We start from the raw sequence: 24,668 nt of genomic DNA on the forward strand, positions 1-24,668 counted from the left end.
CCCTAGGCGGATCGCAGCGAACCGGATGGAAAACCCATGATCAACGCCAAGCTCCTGCAACTGATGGTCGAAGCCTCCAACGATGGCATCGTGGTGGCCGAGCAGGAGGGAGAGGACAGCATCCTGATCTATGCCAACGCGGCCTTCGAACGCCTGACCGGGTTCGCCGTCGACGACATCCTCTATCAGGACTGCCGCTTCCTGCAGGGCAGCGAGCGGCACCAGGCGGGACTGGCGGCCGTGCGCGAAGCGATTCGCACCGGGCAGCCCTGTCGCCAGGTGCTGCGCAACTTCCGCAAGGATGGCACGCCGTTCTGGAATGAGCTGTCGATCACCCCGGTGCGCAACGAAGCGGACCAGCTCACGTACTTCATCGGTATCCAGCGCGATGTCAGCCGCGATGTCGCGGCCCAGGAGCGCGTGCGCCAGCTGGAGGCCGAGGTCGAGCTGCTCAAGGAGCAGCTTGCCGCGCTCACTCCCCGCCGCCAATGACCGTTGCTAAAAATTGTACAAGTTGACTTGATTTGTACAACTAATGCCGTAGGCTTCGCTTATACCTGTACAGAAATTAATATTTGTACAGGAATTCGGAGCCCGTCATGCCCTCATTCCTGGAATCATTCGCCAAGTGCTTCGCCTCGCTGGACGCCTCCAGTCTGCATCGGCTGGACGAGCTCTATAGCCAGGAAGTGACTTTTCAGGACCCGCTGCACCGGGTCGACGGCCTCGCCGAGTTACGCCGCTACTTCGAGTCGCTCTACGCCAATGTGCAGGAGCTTCGCTATGACTTTCACGGCTTCGACGAGGTCGGCCAGGGGCATGGCTACTTGCGTTGGACCCTGCATTTCCGCCATCCGCGCCTGGCAGGCGGCAAGCTGATCGCCGTGGAAGGTTGCAGCCAGCTGCGCTGGGGTGAGCGGGTGGAATTTCATCGGGACTATTTCGATGCCGGCGCGCTGCTCTATGAGCATCTTCCCGTCATGGGCGGCGTCATCGCCTGGCTCAAGCGGAGGCTGGCATGAGCCGCGTCTGGTTGACCGGCGCCAGCAGCGGCATCGGCGCAGCGCTGGCCGAGCGACTGCTTGCCGAGGGCCACAGCCTGGCCATCACGGCGCGCCAGGCCGGGCCCCTGCACGCGCTGGCCCGGCGTCATGGAGCGCGCGTACTGGTGGTGCCCGGCGACATCGCGGACGCCGCCCAGGTGGCGGAGATCGTCAGCCACATCGAGCAGACCTGGGGCGCGCTGGATCGAGCGGTGCTCAACGCCGGGACCTGCGAATACCTCGAGCCCGGGCGCTTCGAGGCGGCCCTGGTGGAGCGCGTGGTGCAGACCAACGTGCTGGGCGCCGCGCATTGCATCGAGGCGTGCCTGCCGCTGCTGCGCCGGGGCGTGCGACCGCACCTGGTGGTCGTCGGTAGCGCAGTGACCTGGCTGGCCTTGCCTCGCGCCGGTGCCTATGGCGCCTCCAAGGCTGCACTGCGCTACCTGCTGGAATCGTTGCGCATCGACCTGGCGGGCGAGGGCATCGATGCGACCCTGGTGAGTCCCGGCTTCGTGGATACGCCGCTGACCCGGCGTAACGATTTCCCCATGCCCATGATCTGGCCGGTGGAGCGTGCCGCCGAGCATATCGTCCGGCGCCTGGAGTCCCGTCCGCTGGAGCTCGCTTTCCCCTGCGGCTTCGTCCTGCTGTTGCGGCTGCTGGGGGCGTTGCCCTCAAGCTGGCGCCTCGGGCTCGGGCGACGGCTCGCGCGCCGCCAGGCGGAGGTGTAAGGCATGCGCATCGCAATCATCGGCAGCGGCATTTCCGGTCTCACCTGCGCGTATCTGCTGGCGCGCGCCCATGAGGTGTGCGTCTTCGAAGCCTCCGACTGGATCGGCGGTCATACCCATACCATGGACGTCGACTGGCAGGGCCAGCGTTACGCCGTGGATACCGGCTTCATTGTCTTCAACGACTGGACCTATCCGCGTTTCATCCAGTTGCTGGATCGCCTCGGCGTCGCCTCCCGGCCGACCCAGATGAGCTTTTCCGTGCACGATCCGGCCACCGGCCTGGAGTACAACGGCCACGACCTCAACACCCTGTTCGCCCAGCGGCGCAATCTGCTCTCACCCGGCTTCTGGGGCATGTTGCGGGACATCCTGCGCTTCAACCGCGAAGCGCTCGAAGACCACGCCGAGCAGCGCATTCCACTGACGCTGACGCTGGGCGACTACCTGAGGGCCGGCGGCTATGGCGATCGCTTCATCGAGCACTACGTCGTGCCGATGGGATCGGCCATCTGGTCGATGTCGCGCACCCGCATGCTGGATTTCCCACTGCAGTTCTTCCTCCGCTTCTTCGCCAACCATGGGCTGCTGTCGGTGAACAACCGACCGCAATGGCGTGTGGTGGAAGGGGGTTCGCGCAGTTACGTGGCGCCGCTGACGGCGGGGTATCGCGAGCGTATCCGCCTGAACTGCCCGGTGCATCGTGTCAGGCGCGACGCCCAGGGCGTGGAGATATACAGCGCCGCGGGTAGCGAGCGGTTCGACAAGGTCGTGTTCGCCTGCCACAGCGACCAGGCCCTGGCCCTGCTGGAGGTGCCCAACATGGATGAACAGGCGGTGCTAGGGGCTCTCGGCTATGCCAGCAACGAAGTCGTCCTGCATACCGATACCCGCCTTTTACCTCGGCGGCGTCGCGCCTGGGCGAGCTGGAACTATCGCCTCGGCGGCCCGGAACATGCGCCCGCCGCGCTGACGTATGACATGAACCTGCTCCAGGGCATTGAGGCCCCGGTGACCTTCTGCGTCAGCCTCAACCAGACGGAGTACATCGACCCGACCAAGGTGCTGGCGCGCTTCGACTATGCCCATCCGCAATTCAGCCTGGAGGGCATCGCGGCCCAGGCGCGACGCAGCCTGCTGCAGGGCCGGTTGCACAGTTATTTCTGTGGTGCCTACTGGGGCAACGGCTTCCATGAGGACGGTGTGGTCAGCGCCCTGGAAGTCGCCGGTCATTTCGGGGAGCGGCTATGAACAGCAGCCTGTGCCACGGCTGGGTGCTGCACCGCCGCCTGCTGCCTCGCGTGCATGCGTTCCGCTATCCGGTGGGCATGATCCTGCTGGACCTGGCCGAGCAATCGTCCGTGCTGGCGCTCTCGCCGCTGCTTCGCGCCTCGCGTTTTGCTCCGCTGAGCTGGCGGGAGGCCGATTACCTGCCCGCGTGGACGGGGCAGGGGATACCGCTGGAGCAGGCGGTACGCTGCCTTCTGCGTGAGGCGCTGGGCGAGTCGCCTGCCGGGCCGATCCAGCTGCTCACCCAACTGCGCAGCTGGGGGCTGTGGTTCAACCCGGTGAGCTTCTACTTCTGTCACGACCACGAAGGCCGGCTGGCCGCCATCCTCTGCGAAGTACGCAATACGCCCTGGCGCGAGCGCTTCCACTATGTGCTGCCGGTGAGGCCCGGCGCTCCCCAGGAGTTCGCGGTGGCCAAGGCCTTCCATGTTTCGCCTTTCCTGCCCAGAGAGATGGAATACCGGATGCGTTTTTTCATCGATCAGTCCCGCGTGCACGTGCACATGGAGAACTGGCATGACGGCCACCGGGTGTTCCAGGCCCATCTCGATCTCCACTGCCAGCCGCTGGACGACACGTCGTTGCGGCGGCACCTGCTGGCATTTCCCTGGATGAGCCTGCGCACCGTGACAGCCATCTATTGGCAGGCGTTGCGCCTGCTGTTCAAGCGCATCCCGCTGTACGACCACCAGGCGAGTGACCATCGCCTGGGTATCGGCCACTGTGCCGTCGAGGAGTCCGACCATGACAGAACCCACCCTGAGCGCCGATAAGACCAGCGGCGCCGCGCCGCTGGCCGGTAATCTGTTCCGCCAGGCGGTGCTCGCCCGTCTGCGCCAGCTGCGACACGGCGGGTTGCAGGTGCGTCGCGGCGATAGCCTGCTGGATTTCGGCGACCGGCTCAGCCCCTTGCGCGCGGTGATCGACGTGCATGATGACGCGGTCTGGGGGATGGTCGCGTGCAACGGTTCGATCGGCGCGGGGGAGGCGTACATACGCGGCTACTGGAGCAGCCCGGACCTGGCACTGGTCACCCGTCTGTTCGTCGCCAACCTGGAGGTGCTCGACGCGATGGAAGGCGGCCTTGCGTGCCTTGCCAGGCCAGCGCTGCGCCTGCTGCACTGGCTCAACCGCAATAGCCGCAGCGGCTCGCAGCGCAATATTCGCGCGCACTACGACCTGGGTAACGACCTGTTCGAGCGGCTGCTCGACCCGACGCTGATGTATTCCTCCGCGATGTTCGACAGCCCGTCGCAGTGCCTGGAACACGCGCAGTTGAACAAGCTGGAGATCATCTGCAGCAAGCTCGACCTGCAACCTCAGGACCATCTGCTGGAGATCGGTACCGGCTGGGGCAGTCTCGCCCTGTATGCCGCCACCCGTTACGGCTGCCGTGTGACGACCACTACGCTGTCGGAGCAACAGTACGCCTGCGCCCAGTACCGCATCCGCGAGCTCGGCCTGCAGGACCGCGTCACCCTGCTGCTGGAGGATTACCGAGCGTTGAGCGGGCGTTACGACAAGCTGGTGTCCATCGAGATGATCGAAGCGGTCGGCCATCGCTACCTGCCCGACTACTTCCGCTGCTGCGCCAGTTTGCTCAAGGACGACGGGCTGATGCTGCTGCAATCCATCACCATCCGCGACCAGCGCTACGAGCAGGCGCGGCGTTCGGTGGACTTCATCCAGCGCTACATCTTCCCCGGCGGCGCGCTGCCCTCGATCACCACGCTGTTGCAGACCGCGACACTGCACACCGAGCTGAACCTCGTTCATCTGGAGGATTTTGCCGGGGACTACGCACTCACCCTGCGGCATTGGCGCGACAACCTGCGGCAAGCACGCGCCGAACTGCTTGAGCTGGGGTATGACGAGAGCTTCCAGCGGCTGTGGGAGTTCTACCTGTGCTATTGCCAGGGCGGCTTCGAGGAGCGGGCCATCGGCGTCGCGCACCTGCTGTGGGCCGGGCCGACGGCTCGCCGGGCGAGCCTGGCGGATCACCTGGACGCCTGATGCACCGGCGCCTGCTCCTGCTGGTCAATACGATCTGGCTGCAGTTGGGGTGGTGGGGGTGCGTGCTCGGGGCGCAGCGGCCAGCGTTATTGGGTTGGGTCGCGGCCGGGCTGGTTGTGCACCTGGCGCTGTGCCGGCGACGAGTGGCGGAGGGCATCGCAATGGTCGGCGTGGCGCTGACCGGCTGCGTGCTGGATATCGCCCTGGGCCTGCTGGGGCTGTTCGATTTTCACGGGGCACTCCTGCCGGGCTGGCTGGCCTTGCTCTGGCTGGTGTTCGCCAGTGGGTTACGCCACTGCCTGGCCTGGGGCGCGCGGCCGCTCTGGCGAGGTGCCTGCCTGGGCGCGCTGGGCGGGCCGCTGGCATATTGCGCGGGCGCGCCGCTGGCGGGAGTCGGACTGCCGCTGGGTGTGGGGCTTTCCGCGGCACTCTTGGCGCTGGTTTGGGCGGTCGCGCTACCGATGATGCTGCGCTTCGCGCTTGGCCGGTGACCGTCGGCAGCGTTCGGAGCAGTAACGCACCGCCTCCCAGCAACGCGCCCAGCGACGCCGCCAGGTGAAGGGGCGGCCGCAGACGGCGCAGGTTTTTTCCGGCAGCGCCGATTTCTTCATAGCGCCTGTCCTGCGTCCAGGCGCGCCAACAGCGCCTCGCCGCGCTGCCACAGGGCCCGGCTGCGCTCATCGTCCATGCGTTGCAGGTTGCGATAGGGCAGCGACAGCCGCGGATTGGCACCAAGCCGCTCGCGGTGGCGCATGAGGAAATGCCAGTACAGGGCGTTGAAGGGGCAGGCGTCTTCCCCGGTCGCCTGGTCGACTCGATAGCGGCACGAGCCGCAGTAATTGGACATCCGCTGGATGTAACGCCCGCTCGCACAATAGGGCTTGGAGCCGAGGTAGCCGCCGTCGGCGTGCATCACCATGCCCAGCGTGTTGGGCAGTTCGACCCAATCGAAGGCATCCAGGTACACGGCCAGGTACCAGTCACAGATGGCCGGGGGCGCGATACCCGCGAGCAAGGCGAAATTGCCCGTGACCATGAGCCGCTGGATATGATGCGCGTAGCCCAGCTCCAGGGTCTGGCTGATCGCCTGAGCCATGCAGCGCATGTCGGTTTTGCCGGTCCAGTAGAACGCCGGCAGCGGGCGGCGGTTGCCCAGCATGTTGAGCTGGGCGTACCCGGGCATGCGCAGCCAGTAAATGCCACGCACGTATTCGCGCCAGCCGATCAGTTGGCGGATAAAGCCTTCGGCCGCGTTCAGCGGCACCCGTCCCTGGCGATAGGCCTGCTCCACGTCGTCGCTTAGCCGGCGCACCTCCAGCAGCCCGATGTTCAGCGCAGCGCTGATGCGGGCGTGGAACAGGTAGGGCTCTCCTTCGGCCATGGCGTCCTGGTAGTCACCGAAAACCGGCAGGCAGAACTCCATGAAGTGTTGCCAGAGCTCCTGCGCCTGGGCGTGGGTCACCGGATAGTCGAATCCTTCCAGGCGACCGTAGTGGTCGCTGAAGCGCTCACCGACCAGCGCCATCACCTCTCGGGTGATGGCGTCCTGGCCGAAGCGTGCCGCAAACGGGCCGCGCAGGCCGCGTGGGAGGGGTTTGCGGTTATCCGCGTCGAGGTTCCAGGAGCCGCCTACGGGATGGCCGTCGGGCTCCATCAGCAGCCCGGTGCGCCGGCGCATCTCCCGGTAGAAGTGCTCCATGCGCAATTGCCGACGCGCTCCGGCCCAGCGCGCGAATGCCTCGCGGCTGCAGAGGAAACGGCGGTCCTCGTGCCAGCTCAGCGGCACGGCACCCTTTCGCAGCGCCTGTTCCAGCCGCCACTCGCCGCACTCGGTGAAGTGCACCGGTGGATTACCCAGGGCGGCATGCCAGCGTTCGACCTCGCCGGCAATGCTGCCGCTGTTGTCGGGATCGTCCAGCGTCACGTAGATCACCCGCCAACCGCGTTCGCGCAGCGCCTGGGCGAAGTGACGCATGGCGCTGAAGATGAGCACGATCTTCTGCGGATGATGGGGCACATAGCGTGCCTCCTGATTCACCTCGGCCATCAGGATCGCGTCCTGAGTGGGGTCAAGCGCATCGAACAGCGACAGTTCGAAGCTCAGCTGGTCGCCCAGCAGCAGACCCAGCCGGCGGGGATTCTCCGTCATTCGCGGCGCTCCAGCGACAGTGGAACGCGAAGCGGCGCAACGGCTGTCGGATGCGACGCGCAAATCTCATCGTGGACGCAATGCTGCACCAGCTCGCAGGGCAGTGACGCCCATTCGGCCAGTGTCTCGCGCACCTCGGTGGTGGAGCGCAGGTGCAGCACTTGGCCGCTTTCATCGCGAAGCGGCCGCAGCCCTTCGCCCAGACGCGCCTGCAGGACGTAGAAGCCGCCCTCCAGCGAAATCACTTCGATACCCTGGATGCGCCCGGCCGTGGCGGCCTGCGCGAATTCCTGCAACGTCATGGATGGCTCCTGACCGGCATGGCCGGCGTAAAAGAGGTGAGCGCCGGCCTCAGCTTTTGCTGGAGCTCGCAGTGCTGTCGCGGCGGAAGAACAAGGTCACCTGCCCAAGCTCGACGCCGAACTTGTGCATGCTGGAACGATTGATCAGCGTGTCGTCGTCCATGAGGTACATCCAGTCGTCGAAGCTCACTTCCCAGGTACTGCCGTCCACTGGCAGGTTCAGGCGGTAGCGCCAGCGCAGTGCATTTCCGGCGACTTGTCCGGTGGCTTCGCCCACCACGTCGGCGGCGCGTCCACGCCAGCGCCCGGCGCCCTCCGGAGTCAGGGTCCAGACGCGCTGCTGGCGCGTGCCATCGCTGTAGAGGAAACGCTCGTCGAGGATCAGTCGTTCCCCTTCGCGGCGGCTCGTGATGTCCACCGTGAAGCGCTTGACGACTTCGCCCGACGGCTTCTGGAAGATGCCCCAGGCTTTCACCGGCCTGTCGAAAAATGCCGGCAGGTCCAGGCTGGGGCGCTCATTGGCGTAGTGCTCGACGCCGACATTGCCGCAGCTGCCCAGCAGCAGGCAGGCGATGATCAGGCACAGGCGCATCGTGAGGCTCATGGTTGTTCTCCGCTCAGGCCCAGCAGGTCCCGGCGCAGGTCGGGATTGCGCGTGCGCGGGTCCAGCCAGATGGAAAAGAACGCCCGGGCGAACCGGACGTCGGCCACTGCATGGCGAAGCCTGCCGTCGACGTAGAAGCGACAGCCCTCGCCGGGCAGGTAGACGCCGGTGATCCGCTGCCCGGGCTGTACATCCACGAAGGCCTGGCGCATCTCGCGCGTCCATGCCGCCAGTTGGATGGCGTCGTCACTGCCCAGGCGGCGCATCTCGTCGAGGCTGGCCTGCACCAGGGTGTCCTGCGACAGAGCGCGCCGATAGACCAGCTCGAGCGCGAAGGCCTGCGCCCAACCTGAGGGAGCGCCGGCGCTCCAGAGATGCGCCTCATACACCACGAAGCCGAGCCAGGTGAACTGACCCTGGCCAACCTGCGTGGCGCCCGGAATGTCGCTGCGCCAATCGGCGCTGCCCGGCGAGGGCCACATCCCGCAGAGCAGGGCGAGCCCCAGACAGAGGAACAAGGGACAGCTGGGTGCGCGCATGACCTCGGTCCATGAATACTTACCCTAATAGTTGTACAAAAAATAAATTATGTACAGGAGTTGGATGAGCGGCCACAACGCCCCTTCAACCGGAGTGAAAACTACGGGGAATGACCCCTGCTGGTTGCGTGAGAGGGTTTCAGCGAGTATGTGCCGACAATCTGCCTGCAAAATTGTGTGCATTATCTGGTATTTGTATAGATAATCGTGTGCCCCGTTCATTCCGCCAGCCGCGTGCAATGGCTCTCTGGCCTGCCAATCATCACACCATGCCCCATTACCTTCCCCTGACTCGAAACCAACGCCTGCTCCGCAGCGCGTGCATTGCCGGCGCATTGGGTTGCGCTATCGGCCTGTTCGCCTGGAGCGCTGGGTGGCTGGGTGGCGACCGGCTCACCAGCGCCCAGTTGATCGATCGCATGGAGGCCAATGCCGGCGTCCATCCCGGCTACCGTCGCGCCCATCCGCGCGGGATCTGCTTCAGCGGTTATCTCGCTGTGAGCGGCGACTTGGCGCCGCTGTCGCGAGCTGCGCTGCTGAAAGCGGGGCGGGTGCCAGTGCTCGGGCGCCTCTCGGTGGGGGCGGGCAACCCCCATGCCGCGGATACCAGCGTGCCGGTGCGGAGCATGGCGCTTCTGCTGCGTCAGCCCGATGGCCAGCAGTGGCGCATGGCGATGAACAATCCCCCGGTGCTCGCGGTGCGCACGCCGGAGGACTTCTACGAGCAGTTGGGGGCGATGCGACCTGACCCGGCGACGGGCAAAAGTGACCCCGCGCGGATCAAGGCGTTCTTCGATGCGCACCCCGAGAGCGCCGAGTTCCGCGCCTGGGCGGCGTCCTACCGGCCAAGCGACAGCTTCGCCAGTACGGCCTACAACAGCATCAATGCCTTTGTTCTGATCGATGCGAACGGTCAGCGCCAGGCGGTCCGCTGGTCGATGGTGCCGCAACTGGCCGCTACGCCACTGAACCCACAGGGCGTGCCCGACGACGCCTTGCAGCAGGACCTGCTCCAACGCCTGAAATCCGGCCCGCTGCGCTGGGCGTGGCGGTTCGTCCTGGCGGGCAGCGGCGATGCAGTGAACGATCCCACCCGGGCCTGGCCCGGCCAGCGTCCGCAGGTCGAGGCGGGCACTCTCGTGCTGGAGAGGGCGCAAGCCCAGCTCGACGGCGACTGCTACGGCTTCAATTTCGACCCGCTGGTTCTGCCCGATGGCGTGGAGCCCAGCGACGACGCCATTCTGCGCGCGCGCTCATCCGCCTATGCGCAGTCCTACCGGCGCCGGACCTTTGAAGGACAGCCTTCCAGCCAAAACCCGGGAGCTCATCCGTGAAAGCACCTGCCGACTCCTACCATCCGCTCCTTCGCCTGCTGCACGGCCTGATGGCGTTGCTGGTGATAGCCCTGTTGTTCATCGGCGTCGCCATGGTCGCCAGCGTGGGCAGCAACCAGCCTCATCTGGTGGCGTGGCACAAGCAGCTTGGGTTGGCCTTGCTGGTGCTCCTTCCCGTCCGCCTGCTCGTGCGCATCGCCACGGCGCGGCCTGCCTTGCCGATTTCTGTCAGACCCTTGCAACGCCACCTGGCGGGACTGATGCACGTCGCGCTGTACACCCTGTTGCTGGCGCAGCCCCTGGTGGGATGGGCCATGCAGGGCGCCGCGGACTTTCCGCTGCGCGTGCTGGGATGGCGCGTGTGGTCGCCGCTCGATGTCGACCCGGAGCTCTACGGCCTGCTTCGTTGCGCTCACACGTGGATCGCCTACGGTCTCTTCGTGTTGATCCTTGCGCACGCTGCCGCCGGGTTGGTGCATGGTCTGCTCCTCCGCGATGGGGTCTGGTCGGGTATGTGGCGCGTTCGCCTCCCCAGGGCGCGCAGTGGTATGGCGGCCGAGTCTTCGGGCCAGTGAAGGTTGCCAGCAGCCAGGCGCTGATGGGGGCTCCACGACTGGGTTCAGGTCCTGCCCATCGAACCCCGGCGCCTGATCGCGCCCCTGCTTGGGGGCAATTCGGTCCTCGCAATGAAGGTGACGCCCCTGGGCTCAAGGGCGGCTGATTCGGGCTTCCGCGGCGTCGGGCCGCTCGCGGGCGGAGATTTCTGTATCGCTGTGCCGCCCCTCACTACCAGCGCAGCTCGTCGGCAAGTCTAAAGTTAAATTGAATTTAGACTTGGCTTGCCTCAGGCTTGTGCGCAGTGTGCTTGCGCTCAGGAGAAGCCATGTCCTCCCGCGAACCCCGGAAAGACGGCGAAGCGACCCGTATTCGTATCCTCGAAGCCGCTGGCGAGCTTTTCGCCACCCTCGGCTTCGCTGAAACCAGCAACAAGGCCGTGGCTGCCAAGGCCGATGTCGACCTCGCTTCGATCAATTACCACTTCGGTAGCCGGAACGGTCTCTACCAGGCAGTGCTGGGCGAGGCCCGGCGGCGCTTTCTCGACATCGCCGACCTGCAGCGAATCGTTCAGGACGAGCAGGCGGCGCCGGAGAAGTTGCGCGCGCTGACCGAACTGGTCGTGCGCAAGGCTGCGCGCGGGCGAGAAAGTTGGCATCTGCGGGTGCTGGCGGCCGAGGCGTTGGCGCCCAGCAGCCATGGCCAGGAGGTGCTGCATCCGCAGAAGGCGCTGAAGCTGACGCTGCTCAAGCAACTGTTCAGCGAGATCACCGGGATACCCCCCGACGATCGCTCCCTGATCCCGTGCATCCTCAGCGTGACCGCGCCCTGGGCCATGCTGCTGATCGGCCCGCGCGGCGGCCACGGCGCGCTGCGGGACATCCTCGAGATGCCCGGTGATGTGGTCTCCACCCAGTTGTACAGCTTCACGCTGGCGGGCCTGCAGGAAGTGGGCCGGCAGTACCGGCAGCGCGCCGCCGCTGCGGACTCCTGAGTCCGGCTCGATTCCTGCCCAACGATGTCCCCCTCTCATCAGGTCAGCCCCATGCAATCGGCTTCCGATCAAACCCTGTCCACGCGCTCGACTCCCGACATCGACGCCGGGACGAACCGTCCCTCGATTCCGCTGTTGCTGGCGGCGCTGCTGCTGGTGATGTTCCTCGCGGCGCTGGACCAGACCATCGTGTCCACCGCACTGCCGACGATCGTCGGTGAACTGGGCGGCCTGCACCTGCTCTCCTGGGTGGTGACCGCCTACCTGCTGGCATCCACCGTCGTGGTGCCGCTGTACGGGAAGTTCGGCGACCTGCATGGCCGCAAGCTGGTGCTGCAGACGGCCATCGTGCTGTTCCTGATCGGCTCGGCGCTGTGCGGCCTGGCCCAGAACATGACCCAGCTGATCCTCCTGCGCGCCCTTCAGGGGCTGGGTGGCGGCGGTCTGATGGTGGTGGCGATGGCGGCCATCGGCGACGTCATTCCGCCGGCCGAGCGCGGGCGTTATCAGGGGCTCTTCGGCGGTGTATTCGGCCTTGCCACGGTTGTCGGTCCGCTGGTGGGAGGCTTCCTGGTCGAGCATCTGTCCTGGCGCTGGATCTTCTACATCAACCTGCCGCTGGGCGTTCTCGCGTTGCTGGTGATCGGCAGTGCGTTCCGGCCCCATGTCGCCCGGGTGAAGCATGTCATCGACTATTTCGGTGCCTTCTTCCTGACCCTGGCGCTCGCCTCGCTGGTGCTGATCACCAGCCTGGGCGGCAGCACGCTGAAGTGGACGTCGATCGATATCCTGTGCCTGTCGCTCTTCGCCATCGTTGGCGTGATCGGATTCGTCGCCGAGCAGCGTGTCGCTGCCGAACCGATCATGCCGCTGCACCTGTTCCGCCACCGCACCTTCGTGCTCGCCGGGCTGATCGGGTTCACCGTGGGGGTCTCGCTGTTCGGCTCGGTGACCTTCCTGCCGCTCTACATGCAGGTGGTCAAGGACGCCACGCCGACCAGCGCAGGCCTGCAGATGCTGCCGCTGATGGGGGCGATGCTGGTGGTGTCGGCGATCACCGGCCGGCTGATCAGCCGGTGGGGACGCTACCGGGTATTTCCGATCCTCGGCACCCTGCTGCAGGTCATCGCCCTGGCGCTGCTGAGTCGTCTCGACCTGCAGTCGTCCATGCTCCAGATGAATCTCTACATGGCCTTGCTGGGCGCAGGGCTGGGCATGGTGATGCAGGTGCTGATCCTGGCGGTGCAGAACAGCGTCGAGTTCCGTCACATGGGGGTGGCTACTTCCGGTGCGACCCTGTTCCGCTCCATCGGCGGCTCCATCGGCGTCTCGGTGTTCGGCGCGTTGTTCTCGCATGCGCTGGTGAGCCGACTCACCAGCAGCTTCCCGGCCAGCGCGGGATCGCCGGCCAACCTGTCCCCGGCCGACGTACACGCCTTGCCCGCTGCGCTGCAGCAGGTTTACCTGGAGGCCTTCTCCGGCTCGATGCACTGGGTGTTCCTGGTGGCGTGCCTGGTCAGCGGCGTGGCCTTCGCGCTGTCCTGGCTGCTGCAGGAAGTGCCGCTGCGCAGAGCCTGACGTGGCGGCCCGTGTGGGCTGCGTGCTTCCGGACATGCTTTCCATACGCGTGCGTAGCGATTAGTCTCGCCGCCCGGTCGGCCGCGCTCCGTCGATCTCTATCAAGGACATTCCATGCCGCTCTCTCTGCAGTTCGAACAGGTCGATGTCTTCGCCGAACACCGCTACGGCGGTAACGCGCTGGCGGTGGTGGTGGATGCCGATGCGCTGACAACCGAGCAGATGCAGGCATTCGCCCGCTGGACGCAACTCAGCGAGACCACCTTCCTGTTGAAGCCCCAATCGCCGGACGCGCACTACCGCGTGCGCATCTTCACACCGCTACGGGAGCTGCCGTTCGCTGGTCATCCGACCCTGGGAAGCTGCAAGGTGTGGCTGGCCCAGCAGGACAACCTCGAGCACGCGGAGATCATTCAGGAGTGCGCGGCGGGCTTGATCCGTGTACGCAGGCACGGCGAACGGCTGGCTTTCTCCGCTCCGCCACTCCTGCGCAGCGGCCCGCTGGATGCCAGGACGCTGAAAGTGATCGAGCAGGGACTCGGCCTCGCTGCCGGTCAGGTCCAGGCCTGCCAATGGGTGGACAACGGCCCCGGCTGGGCAGGCGTGTTGCTGGCCAGCCGCGACGAGGTGCTGGGGATCACGCCCGACTACGCCTTGCTGCAAGGACTGAATGTCGGCGTCATCGCGCCGTGGGGTGGCGCGGAGGCCGAAGCCGACGTGGAAGTCAGAGCCTTCATGGGCGAGGAATGCAACGAAGACGCCGTCACGGGAAGCCTCAACGCGGGTCTTGCTCAGTGGCTGATCGGCTCAGGCTCCTTGAGCTGCCGGTACACCGCCAGCCAGGGCACTGCCATAGGACGCCGCGGTCGGCTGCACATCGAAAGCGTCGACGGAATCATCTGGGTTGGCGGAGCCGTTCAGCACTGCATGTCGGGCCAGGTTGCGTTCTGATGACCTGACGCGGCCGGGAGCGAGGGGCCGACTCCGACCTGATCGGCCCGTTGAACCGGATTCGCTCGGGACTTTGCCCTATCGGCAGCCGCCGTGATCAAGCCCCCGTCGCTGTGCTTCAGCGGCGGGGCGGGAGTGCCGGCCGTTCGATCACGGCGTTCCGATCAATGCGTTGTAGAGCGTGTCCACGTTGTCGCGATACAGCCCCAGGTAAGTGCTGGCCGGGCCATCACTGGCAAGCGCGTCGGAGTGCAGGGTGCCGCCGATTCTGGCGCCGCTTTCCTCGGCGATCTGCTGCATCAGTCTCGGGTCCTTGATGTTCTCCACGAACACCGCACGGATGTGCTGCTCGCGGATTTGCCGAATCAGCGCCGCGACATCCGACGCCGAGGCCTCACGCTCGGTGGAGAGTCCCTGCGGCGCCAGCAATTCAAGGCCGTAGGCCTGGCCGAGGTAGCCGAAGGCGTCGTGCGAGGTCACCAGGCTGCGATGGTCGGCGGGGAGCTTGCCGAGTTTTTCCTTGGCGTAGTCGAGCAGGTCGTGCGCCTGCGCCAGGTAGGCCGCCGCATTCTGCTGGTACTCGGCGGCGTTGGCCGGGTCGAGCTTCTTCAAGGCGTTGGTGATGTTCCTGACGTAGAGGTCGGCGTTCGCCAGGTTGTTCCAGGCGTGCGGGTCGGGAATGGTCTGGCCGTCTTCCTCAAGGCTGCGGGGGATCACGCCGGCGCTGGCCTGAATCACCAGGGCGCGGCTTTCGGTGCTCTTCACCAGGCGATCGAGCCAGGGTTCGAAGCCCAGGCCGTTCTCGATTACCAGCTGGGCGGCGCGCACCGCACGGGCATCGTCCGGGGTGGTTTCGTAGGTGTGGGCATCGCTGTCCGGGCCGACCATGTTGGTCAGCTGGATATGCTCGCCGCCGATATGACGGGTGATGTCGGCGAGGATGCTGAAGCTGGTGACCACCTTGAGCTTTTCAGCGGCCGACAGCGAGAGGGGCAAGCAGAACGCACACAGCAGGATCAGGATGCGCATGGCACTTCGTTCCTTGGGATGGGGTAGGGGGATGGTTGGTTCATTGCGGGATGGGAAGCAGCCCACGGCGCAGCAGTCCATGCACCGGGCCGAACAGGACGGAGAGCAGGTAGAACAGCCCGGCGAGCACGACGATGGCCGGGCCGCTGGGTAGCGACCAGGCGTAGGACGCCGCCAGGCCCAGCCAGACCGCCGATGCTCCGAGGGCGGAAGCCAGCACGAGCAGGATCGGCAGGCGGCGACTCCAGAAGCGGGCGGCCGCCGCCGGAAGCATCATCAGGCCGACCATCATCAGGGCGCCGATGGCCTGGAAACCGATCACCAGATTGAGCACCACCACGCCCAGGAAGATTCCATGGGCGAAGGGGCCGAGTCGGCTGACGCTGCGCAGGAACAGCGGGTCGAGGCTGTCCAGCAGGAGGCTGCGATAGATCAGCGCGAGGACGCCGAGGCTCAGTGCGGCAACCCCGAGCATGCCCAGCAGTGTCGTTCGGTCCACGGCCAGTGCGGAGCCGAACAAGAGCTCCAGGAGGTTCAGGCGTTTGCCGGCGAGCCCGAGCAGCAGGACGCCGCTGGCCAGCGAGATGGGGTAGACCGCGGCGAGGCTGGCGTCTTCCCGCAGCCCGGTATGGCGCGTCACCCAGGCCGCCAGGCCGGCAACCGCGAGCCCCGCACCGAGACCGCCAACGGTGAGCGCGGGCAGCGAAAGCCCCGCCAGCCAGAACCCGATCGCAGCCCCCGGAAGAATTCCGTGGGCGATGGCGTCACCGATCAGGCTCATCCGCCGGAGGATCAGGAACACCCCCAGCGGCGCCGCGCTCAGGGCCAGGGCGATTCCCCCCAGGAGAGCCCTGCGCATGAAGGCGAATTCGACGAAGGGCTGCCAGAGGGCGTGCAGGGCCATCATGCCTCCTGCGCCAGTTTGCGCTGAACGATCAGTTCCCGGCTGGGACCGTAGCGGCAGCCGTCGGCGGCAATGCGCAGGCTGTCGGGCACGCGTGCACGCACCGTCGCCAGGTCATGGCAGACCAGTACCAGCGTGCGGCCTTCCCGCTGCCAGTGGTGAATCTGCTGCCAGAGCAGTTCCTGGCTGTTCTCGTCGAGGCAGGCATCGGGCTCATCCAGCAGCAGCAGGGGAGCGTCCAGCAGGCTCAGGCGCGCCAGCAAGGCGCGTTGCAGCTGTCCTCCGGAGAGCGCGGCCAGCGGGTGATGTTCCAGTCCTTCCAGGTGCCAGAGGGAGAGCGTCTCGCGCAGTTTTTCCCGGCGTCCTGCGGCGTCCAGCGAGCAGTTCCAGAAGCCGGCGGCAACCAGCTCGCCGAGGTTGATCGGGAATTGCCGGTCGAGGGCCTGCTGCTGCACGAGGTAGCCAATCTGCCGGGGGCGGACGTCGAGCTTCAGCTTCCCTGCCAGCGGCTTCTGCAGGCCGGCGAGTACCTTCAGCAGGCTGCTTTTCCCGCAGCCATTGGCGCCGATCAACGCGGTCAGGCTTCCGGTGTCCAGCTTCAGGTCCAGCGGCGGCGTCAGTGGCAGCCGGGGAGGGCCCCACTGCAGGGATTGGCAATGGATCATGTGAGTTTCCAGCGTATGGGCGGGCGGAGTCGCAGTCGGGTTGGGTTGCGCGGTCGGTGGGATCTCATTGAGTACTTGAGATGTTATAAAGTAACATAATTTCTCCTGCCTTTCGTTGCAACCACTCCCAGATGAACAGACGTCGATTGCTTCAGAGCCTGCTGGCCAGCGCCGCCTGGCTGCCTTCCCTTGCGGCCTTTGCCGGAGCACGCGTGCTCGACGCGCGGGTGTTCCAGTCGTCCGAGGGCTTGCGGCTGGTACTCGACCTGGATGGCCCGTTCCACTTTCGTACCTTCGCGCTAGCGGCGCCGGAACGGCTGGTCGTCGACCTGGACGGTGCACACGCCGGCTCGGACCTGGACCAACTGAAGCTGCCAACCGGTTTGCTCAAGGGCATACGCCGTGGCACTCAGGGCGCAGGTCTTCGGCTGGTGCTCGATGTGGCCGAGCCGGTGGGCGTCAACGCGTTCGCCCTGGCACCGGAGGGCGGGAAGGGACACCGACTGGTGCTCGATCTCCGAGCCAGGACGGCCCGGGCCGCGGCGATCGGCGCTGTGCAGAAAACCCCGCACGGCGGGCGCGACATCGTGGTGGTGGTCGATGCCGGCCACGGCGGAAAGGACCCCGGCGCCCTTGGCTCGAAGGGAGAGCGAGAGAAGGACGTCGCGCTGCTGATCGCGCAGAACCTGGCACGTCGCATCGATCGCCAGCCGGGCTTCAAGGCGCGGCTGGTGCGCAACGTGGATGTGTTCATTCCGCTGCGGCAGCGGGTCGATGTGGCTCGGCGCTGCAATGCGGACATGTTCGTCTCGGTACACGCGGATGCGGCGCCGCGTCGTTCGGCTTCCGGGGCGTCGGTGTATGCCCTGTCCGAGCACGGTGCCAGTTCGACGCTGGCGCGCTTCATGGCCGAGCGCGAGAACGGCGCCGATCTGATCGGCACGTCCAGCAATCTCCCACTCAAGGGAAAGGACCCCGCGCTGGCCGGCGTGATCCTCGACATGTCGATCAACGCCACCATCGCCTCCAGCCTGGACCTGGGACACAGCGTTCTGCGCAGCCTCGGAAGTATCACGCAGTTGCATCAGCAACGTGTGGACCAGGCTGGATTCGCGGTGCTCAAGTCGCCGGATATTCCCTCGATCCTGGTCGAGACCGGTTTCATTTCCAACGATGCCGATTGCCGCCGGCTGCACGACGCCCGGCACCAGAAACAGTTGGCCGAGGCGATCTTCAGTGGCCTGCATGGTTACTTTCTTCAGCGCCCGCCGCAGGACAGCCTGCTGGCCAACCTGGCGCTGGCGGGACAGTCCGATTCGTAGTGCGTGCAGACCCGCCTCCGCCATGGCGGGGGCGGGTCTCTGGGGGCTCTGGTTCCCGACGCACGGTGCAGGGCTGCGCAACCTGATCGCGCCCCGCGTTATTGGCCGGTTGCCAGGAGCACTCGACGGCTCCTGGCCGGATGGAGCTTGCGGGCCTGTGTCTGGAGCTCCGCCAGGCAGGCCACGTCGCTGCCCTCGGGTTTCCACCGCAAGGCCGCTGCGGTGGTGCGGGATGGCCAGGTGGTAAGGGGAGGATGACGGCCGCTGTGTGTGGACGCATGGCGTGTGGACCAACACGCGCCTGCCAGGGAACGACCTCCCGCAGGCAGTGTCCGAGGGGCGTGCCGGTTCAATCGTGACTGGCCATCCCCACCTGACCAGGATGTTGAAGTTGATCCGTGAAGCCCTTTCCCGATCCCTGTTTCTCGCGTCGGCCGTGCTGTTGATTCTGGTCGATCAAGGCAGCAAATATGCCGCGAACCTGTTCTTGCGCGATGGCGCCACTGTCTCGGTGCTGCCGTTCTTCGATCTCGAGCTGTCCTACAACCTGGGTGCGGCGTTCGGCATGCTCAATGATGCCGGCGGATGGCAGGTGGCCCTGTTCGCGGGATTCGCCATCGCGACCATCGCGGTGGTGTTCTGTCGTCTCGTCAGCCGCCCTGTGCGCGATTACCGGGCGACGGCTGCCTTGACGCTGATCCTGGCGGGCGCGGCGGGCAACCTCATCGATCGCGTCAGCTTCGGCTACGTCATCGACTTTGTGCTCCTTCACTGGCAGGAGCACAAGTTCCCCATCTTCAACCTCGCCGACATCGCGATTACCGTGGGTGCGTTGGTTCTGCTGGCCGATATCATCCATAAGCCTGCGGTTAACAACGTCCAGAGTGAGTGACGCCTGCCTATCGGAAGCGATCGCTCGCCCGGACGAGCACGCTTCCCTGAAGCATTGGCCCGGGTATTCGCTGGGTGAGCACCTGGCAGCCTTGGCGAGCCGGTCCCTGCGAACCCATCCGGTTCAGGATGTGTCCATAGGGAGCCTGCCCAGTAGATCAGGCCTTCATTTGACGCTGAGGGCGCCGGTGCCGGTGCCGCTTTGCACGGCGCTTCTCGCGGGGCGTGGTGAAACCGTGTTTGCGGTCGTGCTGTGCTCGGCCTGTTGCTGGTCCTGGTACTCCGCCGTCGAGAGCTCGCTGGCCTTGTGTCCGGTAATCCGGAGCAGGGCGAGGGTGCAGGCCAGTGAGACCAGGGCGTACAGGGCGGAGGCGATGGCCACGCCGACGATGCTGCCGCTACTGTTGAGGATCCACTGAGCCAGGACGGGGGTGCCGCCTCCAACGAGCAGGGAGCACAACTGGTACGCCAGCGACAGTCCGGTGTATCGCACCCGTGTGGGGAATGCCCTGGCGAGGATTCCCCCAACCGCGCCGTAGAACATGGCATGCGGAATGGTTGCCAGACACATTCCGGCGGCAGCGATCCAGTAGATCTTGGTTTCAATCGCGAAGAACATCGCCGGCATCAGGATGAACTCGGGCAACACCATCAGGCAGACGGCTTTTCGCATGTCGATGCGCGACGTCAGCAGTGCGCCGATGGGCTGGCTGATGAACTGCACGATCAGGGCGATGACGATGATGCTGAGGAACGCGCCCTGGCCGTAGCCGAGCGTCTTGGTCGCCCAGGACAGTGCAAAGGTGCTCTTGAAGTAGGTGACGTGGATGATCGGCAGCACCCCGGCGCCGAGCAGTACGATCAGCCAGTGATCACGCAGCACTTCCACCAGGGGCAGCTTGACGGTCTTCTTCTGCTGCAGCACTCGCTTCATGTCCTCCGACTCCTCCAGCTTGAGGCGGATGACCATGCCGACGATGACCAGCGCCGCGGAGATCAGGAAGGGTATGCGCCAGCCCCAGAGGATGAAATCTGGCGTGGGCAGGCTGCTCAGCGCGAAGAACACCAGCGTCGCCAGCAGGTTGCCGGTGGGCGAGCCCTGCTGCGCAAACGCGGCATAGAGGATGCCCTTGCCCTTCGGGGCGCTTTCGCTGGCGATGAGAATCGCGCCGCCCCATTCACCGCCCACGGCGATGCCCTGGATCACCCTCAACAGCACGAGGCCGATGGGAGCCCACACGCCGATCTGTGCGTAGACCGGCAGCAGTCCGATGCATGTCGTCGCGATGCCCATCATGATCAGGGTGATCACCAGCGTGGTCTTGCGGCCGATGCGGTCCCCCAGATGGCCGAAGATGATTCCGCCCAACGGGCGGGCGATGAACCCGGACCAGAGGGTGACGAAGGACAGCAGCGTGGCGAGTCCCGGGTCCATGTCGGCCGGGAAGAACACCTTGCCGAACACCAGGGCGGCGGCCAGGCCGTAGATGTAGAAGTCGTACCACTCGATGGTGGTACCGATGAAGGAGGCGATACCGGCCTTGCGGGCCTTCCGGTGCAGATCGGCGTCCGCGGGAGGAGTCGTGCGTGGCATGGGCAAATCCTGCTTATTGTTTTTGTCGTCGACGCGCAGGCCCGGCTCGCGCCCATCCAGGAGATGAGACGAGGTAGAGTCTGGCGTGTTTCGGTATTGGCCCGGGTTGGCTCGGAGTCTATTCGGGGACCCTGAGGATCAATAGTTTTTTAATCTTATGGTGTGATAAGCGATTCCATATCGACCCCGGACTCCATCTCCTGCAGGCAGGTCTTGAGCGTGGCGAGGAAGCTCTGTGCGGCTTGCGGTGCGTCCTGTGCGGCGAGGATGGCGTGGATTTCCGATCGCGCGCCGGATTGCTGGATTTCCAGGTATCGCACCTCGTTCTTCCACGCCAGGCACAGCGTTTCGGGGAGCAGGGCGACGCCCATGCCCAGGCCGACCATGGCGGCGATCGTCTGCCACAGGCGTGCCTCGTGCCGAATGTAGGGGCTGAAACCGGCATCCACGCAGCGGGCGATGATCAGGTCGTGATAGTGCGGCGACAGGCTGCGCGGAAACAGGATGAATGCCTCTTCGCGCAACTCGGCGAGGTAGAGGCTCGTCTGTCCGGCCAGGCGGTGCCCGGCCGGCAGGCAGCAGAGAAAGGGATCTGCGACCAGGCACTCCGAGACGATTTCCGCAGGCAGTTTGGCCCAGTGCACGAAGCCGATGTCGATCTGCCCACGCTGCAGCGCGAGTGCCTGCTCCGAGGTGTTCATCTCCATCAGCAGCACCTCCATGTTCGGGTGCTGCGCCTCGAAACGCGCCATGGCCCTCGGCAGGCCGCGGTAGAGCATGGAATTGACGAAGCCCACGCGCAACTGACCGACCGCGCCCTCGGCTGAAAGCTGTGTCAGGCGTTTAACCTTCTCGGCCTGCAGGAGCAGGCTGCGCGCCTCGTCGAGCAAGACCTGGCCGGCGTTGGTCAGCTTCACCGACTTGTTGTTGCGCACCAGCAACTGGATGCCCAGTTGTTCCTCGAGCTTCTTGATGTCGAAGCTCAATGCCGGCTGGGAGATGAACAGGCGCGCGGCGGCGCGGCCGAAATGCAGCTCTTCGGCGACGGCGATGAAGTAGCGCAGTTGCTTGAGGTCCATGACAAGGCATCCGGGTTCTACGATTTGTTTTTCTTATCGTGGATGTTTTTTATTGTATTGGATACTTATCGTCGCGTGCTCCTAGTCTCGGTCCCACAACAAGACCCGGAGACGCGCCATGACCGTGATGCCCGATATACGCCCCGAAGACGCCCTGAACATTCCCGATAGTCGTGGCATGAACCTGTATGCCTGCGACCCGTCACTGCGCCGCCTGCTGGAGGTTTACCTGCCGCCGGAGGTACTGGCGCAGTGGCAACCGACGCTCGAAGGGCTCGGTGCACGGGCTGGCGATGAACTGGACGTGCTGGCGCTCTCGGCGGACAAGAACCCGCCCGTGCTGGCGCCTCGCACCCGTCGTGGCGAGGACCTGCAGAGCATTCTCAAGCATCCGGACTACGTAGCCCTCGAGCGCGTGGCCTACTCGGAGCTGGGCCTGGCGTCCATGAGCCATCGTCCCGACGGCGCGCTGCCGTTGGTGAAGTACGCGCTCACCTACCTGTTCGTGCAGGCCGAGTTCGGCCTCTGCTGCCCGGTCAGCATGACCGACTCGCTGACCCGCACCCTGCGCAAGTTCGGAGCCCCCGAACTGGTGGCGCGCTACCTGCCGTCGCTGGCCTCGCAGGACTTCGACAGCCTGTACCAGGGCGCGATGTTCATGACCGAGCAGGCCGCCGGTTCCGACGTGGCCCGCACCCGCACGGTCGCGCGACAGGAGCAGGGCGAGTGGAAGCTCTACGGTGACAAATGGTTCTGCTCCAACCCCGATGCCGACCTGGCGATGGTCCTGGCCCGTCCCGAGGACGCGCCTGAAGGCATGAAGGGCGTGACTCTGTTCCTGCTGCCCAAGCATCGACCTGACGGTTCGCGCAACGCCTACCGGATCATGCGCCTGAAGGACAAGCTGGGCACCCGCTCCATGGCCAGCGGCGAAATCTGCCTGGAAGGTGCCACGGCCTACCTGATCGGGGAGGTCGGTCGTGGCTTCCAGCAGATGGCGGACATGGTCAACATGTCGCGTCTCTCCAATGGCGTCCGCGCCGCGGGTCTGATGCGTCGGGCCCTGAGCGAGGCGCTGTTTATCGCCCGCCACCGTCGTGCCTTTGGCAAGCACCTGGTCGACATGCCGCTGATGCAGAAGCAGTTGCTGAAGATGATGCTGCCCGCCGAGCAGGCGCGCTCCATGTTCATGCAGATCGCCACCTTGCTGCCGCGCGCGGATGCCGGCGACGCTGCGGCACAGAAGTGCGTGCGGATCCTGACCCCGCTCATCAAGTTCCGCGCCTGCCGTGATGCACGACGTGTCACCGGTGATGCCATGGAAGTGCGTGGCGGGGTGGGCTACATCGAGGAGTGGAGTGACGCACGCCTGGTTCGCGACGCACACCTGGGGTCGATCTGGGAGGGCACCAGCAACATCGTCGCGCTGGATATCGCCCGCGCCGTGACGCGCGAGCAGGCGCTGGAGCCGTTGCATCAATACCTGCGTGGTCTGCTGGCGGAGAGCAACCTGCCGGATGACAGCCGTGCCCGTTTCGACGCGTTGCTCGCGCGCAGCGTGGCGCTCATGGCGGAAGTGGCCGAGGCGCGCCAGGACGAACAGGTGCGTCAGGCAGGCAGCGGGCTCTACCACATCACCAGCGCCATCTTCATGGCCTGGGAAGCGGGCCGCCAGGCCCGCGATCAGCGTCGTCTGGCGCTGGCCCACCTGGTGCTGCGGAACAAACTGCTGCCGCGCGATCCGCTGGGTCTGCAGGACTGGACGGGCGAAGCGGCGGTACTGGCCCGCCTGCTCGACGAGAGCGAGCTGGGCCTGGACGACGCCATGCAGCTGCTGCCGGCCTGATCTTTCGCAACTGACAAGAATCGACAAGAGAGTTGCCATGAACCACGACACCGGTGCCCTGCGTGGCCTGAACGTCATCGACCTCAGCCGTGTGCTGGGCGGCCCCTATTGCTCCCAGGCCCTGGCCGATCACGGCGCAGACGTCATCAAGCTGGAACCCCTCGGCGGCGACGAGACGCGCGGCTGGGGGCCGCCCTTCGAGGGCGACACGGCGGCCTATTTCCGCGGCGTCAATCGCAACAAGAAAGGGATCGCCGTCGATCTGTCCAAGCCGGAAGGCATCGAGCTGCTGCTGCAGCTGCTGGAAGGTGCCGACGTGCTGATCGAGAATTTCAAGCCCGGCACCCTGGCACGCTGGGGCATCGACTACGCGGAGGTTCTGAGCCACCGCTTCCCGCGGTTGATCCATTGTGCGGTGTCGGGCTTCGGTGCTGATGGTCCACTCGGCGGGCTGCCCGGTTATGACGCCGCCATCCAGGCCATGGCCGGGTTGATGAGCGTGAACGGTGAGGCCGAGGAGGGGCCATTGCGTATCGGCTTGCCGATCGTCGACATGGTTACCGGGCTCAACGCCATCGCCGGCATTCTGCTGGCCCTGCATGAGCGAGAACGCAGCGGAAGAGGGCAGTCGGTGGACATCGCCCTGTACGACTGTGGCGTCTCGCTGCTGCACCCGCACCTGCCGAATTACTTTGCTTCCGCGCGTACGCCGCAGCGTACCGGCAACGCTCACCCGAATATCGCTCCCTACGACAGCTACTGCACGGGTGGCGAGCCGATCTTTCTCGCGGTGGGCAACGATCGGCAGTTCGCGAAGCTCTGCGAGTACCTGGGCGCCAGCGACCTGGTCGAAGACCCTCGCTTTGCCGACAACGGCCAGCGCTCGGTCAATCGTGTGGCCCTCAAGCACGCACTGGAAGGTCACCTGGCGGCGCACGACGGACCCGAACTGGCTGAGCGCCTGATTCGTCTAGGCGTTCCCTGCGGCGCTGTCGCCACCGTGGACCGTGTTGTCGAGCATCCGCATACCAAGCACCGCGGCCTGGTGGTGCAGATGGGCGAGTACCGCGGCATCGCCTCGCCGGTGAAGCTCTCGCGCACCCCGGCCAGCTATCGCAGCGCTCCCCCGGCGCTGGGCGAAAGCACCCGCGCAGTGCTGGAGGAGCTGGGGCTGACGTCCGAGACCATCGCCGCCCTTTACCAGCGCGGCATCGTCCGCGGCTGAGTCTTTCGGGCGGCCAGTGGCCGTCTTTCG

26 protein-coding genes are annotated in these 24,668 nt (G+C 65.7%); 16 read left to right on the top strand and 10 right to left on the bottom strand.

From position 1 onward, the window contains the following. Positions 1-36: 36 nt before the first annotated feature. The 7 genes from AC1ZV1_RS13670 to AC1ZV1_RS13700 all read left to right on the top strand — a co-directional run bounded on the left by AC1ZV1_RS13670 (position 37) and on the right by AC1ZV1_RS13700 (position 5,568). The gene (locus AC1ZV1_RS13670) at positions 37-492 is read left to right on the top strand and encodes a PAS domain-containing protein (RefSeq protein WP_484297205.1); all 456 of its coding nucleotides are present in this window, start codon (positions 37-39) and stop codon (positions 490-492) included. Between the two features lie 107 nt (positions 493-599). After that, positions 600-1,022: a nuclear transport factor 2 family protein gene (locus AC1ZV1_RS13675; RefSeq protein WP_484297206.1), complete on the top strand. Its 423-nt coding sequence runs from the start codon at positions 600-602 to the stop codon at positions 1,020-1,022. Next, a complete protein-coding gene (locus AC1ZV1_RS13680; protein WP_484297207.1) occupies positions 1,019-1,774 on the top strand; it encodes an SDR family NAD(P)-dependent oxidoreductase in 756 nt (251 codons plus the stop codon). Before AC1ZV1_RS13675 ends, AC1ZV1_RS13680 begins: the two co-directional genes overlap by 4 nt. 3 nt (positions 1,775-1,777) lie before the next feature. Next, the gene (locus tag AC1ZV1_RS13685; RefSeq protein ID WP_484297208.1) at positions 1,778-3,025 is read left to right on the top strand and encodes an NAD(P)/FAD-dependent oxidoreductase; all 1,248 of its coding nucleotides are present in this window, start codon (positions 1,778-1,780) and stop codon (positions 3,023-3,025) included. After that, positions 3,022-3,837: a DUF1365 domain-containing protein gene (locus AC1ZV1_RS13690; protein WP_484297209.1), complete on the top strand. Its 816-nt coding sequence runs from the start codon at positions 3,022-3,024 to the stop codon at positions 3,835-3,837. The genes AC1ZV1_RS13685 and AC1ZV1_RS13690 overlap by 4 nt, the downstream gene beginning before the upstream one ends. After that, positions 3,809-5,077 carry a class I SAM-dependent methyltransferase gene (locus tag AC1ZV1_RS13695; protein ID WP_484297210.1) on the top strand — a complete coding sequence of 423 codons (1,269 nt, stop codon included), beginning with the start codon at positions 3,809-3,811 and terminating at the stop codon, positions 5,075-5,077. Before AC1ZV1_RS13690 ends, AC1ZV1_RS13695 begins: the two co-directional genes overlap by 29 nt. Beyond that, positions 5,077-5,568: a DUF2878 domain-containing protein gene (locus AC1ZV1_RS13700; RefSeq protein ID WP_484297211.1), complete on the top strand. Its 492-nt coding sequence runs from the start codon at positions 5,077-5,079 to the stop codon at positions 5,566-5,568. The genes AC1ZV1_RS13695 and AC1ZV1_RS13700 overlap by 1 nt, the downstream gene beginning before the upstream one ends. Here the strand turns inward: AC1ZV1_RS13700 and AC1ZV1_RS13705 are convergent. From AC1ZV1_RS13705 to AC1ZV1_RS13725, 5 genes are read right to left on the bottom strand one after another with little or no spacing between them, the layout of a single operon-like run. Beyond that, the gene (locus AC1ZV1_RS13705; protein WP_484297212.1) at positions 5,533-5,688 is read right to left on the bottom strand and encodes a DUF2256 domain-containing protein; all 156 of its coding nucleotides are present in this window, start codon (positions 5,686-5,688) and stop codon (positions 5,533-5,535) included. The two genes, AC1ZV1_RS13700 and AC1ZV1_RS13705, sit on opposite strands and share 36 nt — an antisense overlap. Then, entirely contained in the window at positions 5,685-7,226 is a 1,542-nt protein-coding gene (locus tag AC1ZV1_RS13710; protein ID WP_484297213.1) for a cryptochrome/photolyase family protein, read from the bottom strand. The genes AC1ZV1_RS13705 and AC1ZV1_RS13710 overlap by 4 nt, the downstream gene beginning before the upstream one ends. Beyond that, positions 7,223-7,528, bottom strand: coding sequence for a DUF6482 family protein (locus AC1ZV1_RS13715; protein WP_484297214.1), 306 nt, complete (start codon positions 7,526-7,528; stop codon positions 7,223-7,225). Before AC1ZV1_RS13715 ends, AC1ZV1_RS13710 begins: the two co-directional genes overlap by 4 nt. Positions 7,529-7,577: 49 nt before the next feature. Further along, positions 7,578-8,132 carry a DUF3833 domain-containing protein gene (locus tag AC1ZV1_RS13720; RefSeq protein WP_484297215.1) on the bottom strand — a complete coding sequence of 185 codons (555 nt, stop codon included), beginning with the start codon at positions 8,130-8,132 and terminating at the stop codon, positions 7,578-7,580. Further along, positions 8,129-8,671 carry a chalcone isomerase family protein gene (locus AC1ZV1_RS13725; RefSeq protein ID WP_484297216.1) on the bottom strand — a complete coding sequence of 181 codons (543 nt, stop codon included), beginning with the start codon at positions 8,669-8,671 and terminating at the stop codon, positions 8,129-8,131. The genes AC1ZV1_RS13720 and AC1ZV1_RS13725 overlap by 4 nt, the downstream gene beginning before the upstream one ends. Before the next feature lie 269 nt (positions 8,672-8,940). Here AC1ZV1_RS13725 and AC1ZV1_RS13730 point away from each other — a divergent pair, with 269 nt between their 5' ends. From AC1ZV1_RS13730 to AC1ZV1_RS13750, 5 genes are all read left to right on the top strand, one after another. Further along, complete coding sequence (locus tag AC1ZV1_RS13730; RefSeq protein ID WP_484297217.1) at positions 8,941-10,005, top strand: catalase family peroxidase; 1,065 nt, start codon at positions 8,941-8,943, stop codon at positions 10,003-10,005. Further along, on the top strand, positions 10,002-10,580 hold the full coding sequence (locus tag AC1ZV1_RS13735) for a cytochrome b (RefSeq protein WP_484297218.1): 579 nt from the start codon (positions 10,002-10,004) through the stop codon (positions 10,578-10,580). Before AC1ZV1_RS13730 ends, AC1ZV1_RS13735 begins: the two co-directional genes overlap by 4 nt. A 308-nt stretch (positions 10,581-10,888) precedes the next feature. Beyond that, entirely contained in the window at positions 10,889-11,554 is a 666-nt protein-coding gene (locus AC1ZV1_RS13740) for a TetR/AcrR family transcriptional regulator (RefSeq protein ID WP_484297219.1), read from the top strand. A 51-nt stretch (positions 11,555-11,605) separates the two neighbouring features. Further along, positions 11,606-13,132 (top strand): MDR family MFS transporter, encoded by a 1,527-nt coding sequence (locus tag AC1ZV1_RS13745; protein ID WP_484297220.1) that lies wholly within the window; start codon positions 11,606-11,608, stop codon positions 13,130-13,132. Positions 13,133-13,246: 114 nt separating this feature from the next. Then, positions 13,247-14,083 (top strand): PhzF family phenazine biosynthesis protein, encoded by an 837-nt coding sequence (locus AC1ZV1_RS13750; RefSeq protein ID WP_484297221.1) that lies wholly within the window; start codon positions 13,247-13,249, stop codon positions 14,081-14,083. 150 nt (positions 14,084-14,233) lie between these two features. Here the strand turns inward: AC1ZV1_RS13750 and AC1ZV1_RS13755 are convergent, their stop codons facing one another. From AC1ZV1_RS13755 to AC1ZV1_RS13765, 3 genes are read right to left on the bottom strand one after another with little or no spacing between them, the layout of a single operon-like run. Continuing rightward, the gene (locus AC1ZV1_RS13755) at positions 14,234-15,112 is read right to left on the bottom strand and encodes a metal ABC transporter substrate-binding protein (protein WP_484297222.1); all 879 of its coding nucleotides are present in this window, start codon (positions 15,110-15,112) and stop codon (positions 14,234-14,236) included. A gap of 40 nt (positions 15,113-15,152) precedes the next feature. After that, positions 15,153-16,019: a metal ABC transporter permease gene (locus tag AC1ZV1_RS13760; RefSeq protein WP_484297223.1), complete on the bottom strand. Its 867-nt coding sequence runs from the start codon at positions 16,017-16,019 to the stop codon at positions 15,153-15,155. Then, a complete protein-coding gene (locus tag AC1ZV1_RS13765) occupies positions 16,016-16,681 on the bottom strand; it encodes an ATP-binding cassette domain-containing protein (RefSeq protein WP_484297224.1) in 666 nt (221 codons plus the stop codon). The genes AC1ZV1_RS13760 and AC1ZV1_RS13765 overlap by 4 nt, the downstream gene beginning before the upstream one ends. 131 nt (positions 16,682-16,812) lie before the next feature. Between AC1ZV1_RS13765 and AC1ZV1_RS13770 the strand changes: the two genes are divergently transcribed. Together AC1ZV1_RS13770 and lspA are read left to right on the top strand one after the other, a co-directional pair. Then, the gene (locus AC1ZV1_RS13770) at positions 16,813-18,003 is read left to right on the top strand and encodes an N-acetylmuramoyl-L-alanine amidase (protein ID WP_484297225.1); all 1,191 of its coding nucleotides are present in this window, start codon (positions 16,813-16,815) and stop codon (positions 18,001-18,003) included. Positions 18,004-18,394: 391 nt separating this feature from the next. Continuing rightward, positions 18,395-18,895, top strand: a complete 501-nt coding sequence (lspA, locus tag AC1ZV1_RS13775) for a signal peptidase II (protein WP_484297226.1) — start codon at positions 18,395-18,397, stop codon at positions 18,893-18,895. 165 nt (positions 18,896-19,060) lie between these two features. Here the strand turns inward: lspA and AC1ZV1_RS13780 are convergent, their stop codons facing one another. Then, positions 19,061-20,488, bottom strand: a complete 1,428-nt coding sequence (locus tag AC1ZV1_RS13780; protein WP_484297227.1) for an MFS transporter — start codon at positions 20,486-20,488, stop codon at positions 19,061-19,063. Between the two features lie 155 nt (positions 20,489-20,643). Beyond that, entirely contained in the window at positions 20,644-21,567 is a 924-nt protein-coding gene (locus tag AC1ZV1_RS13785; RefSeq protein WP_484297228.1) for a LysR substrate-binding domain-containing protein, read from the bottom strand. 118 nt (positions 21,568-21,685) lie between these two features. Here AC1ZV1_RS13785 and AC1ZV1_RS13790 point away from each other — a divergent pair, with 118 nt between their 5' ends. Next, positions 21,686-23,413, top strand: coding sequence for an acyl-CoA dehydrogenase family protein (locus AC1ZV1_RS13790; protein ID WP_484297229.1), 1,728 nt, complete (start codon positions 21,686-21,688; stop codon positions 23,411-23,413). A 37-nt stretch (positions 23,414-23,450) separates the two neighbouring features. After that, positions 23,451-24,638: a CaiB/BaiF CoA transferase family protein gene (locus AC1ZV1_RS13795; protein WP_484297230.1), complete on the top strand. Its 1,188-nt coding sequence runs from the start codon at positions 23,451-23,453 to the stop codon at positions 24,636-24,638. Positions 24,639-24,668 lie beyond the last annotated feature (30 nt).

The sequence above is a fragment of the Pseudomonas sp. BB438 genome, from assembly GCF_057180225.1.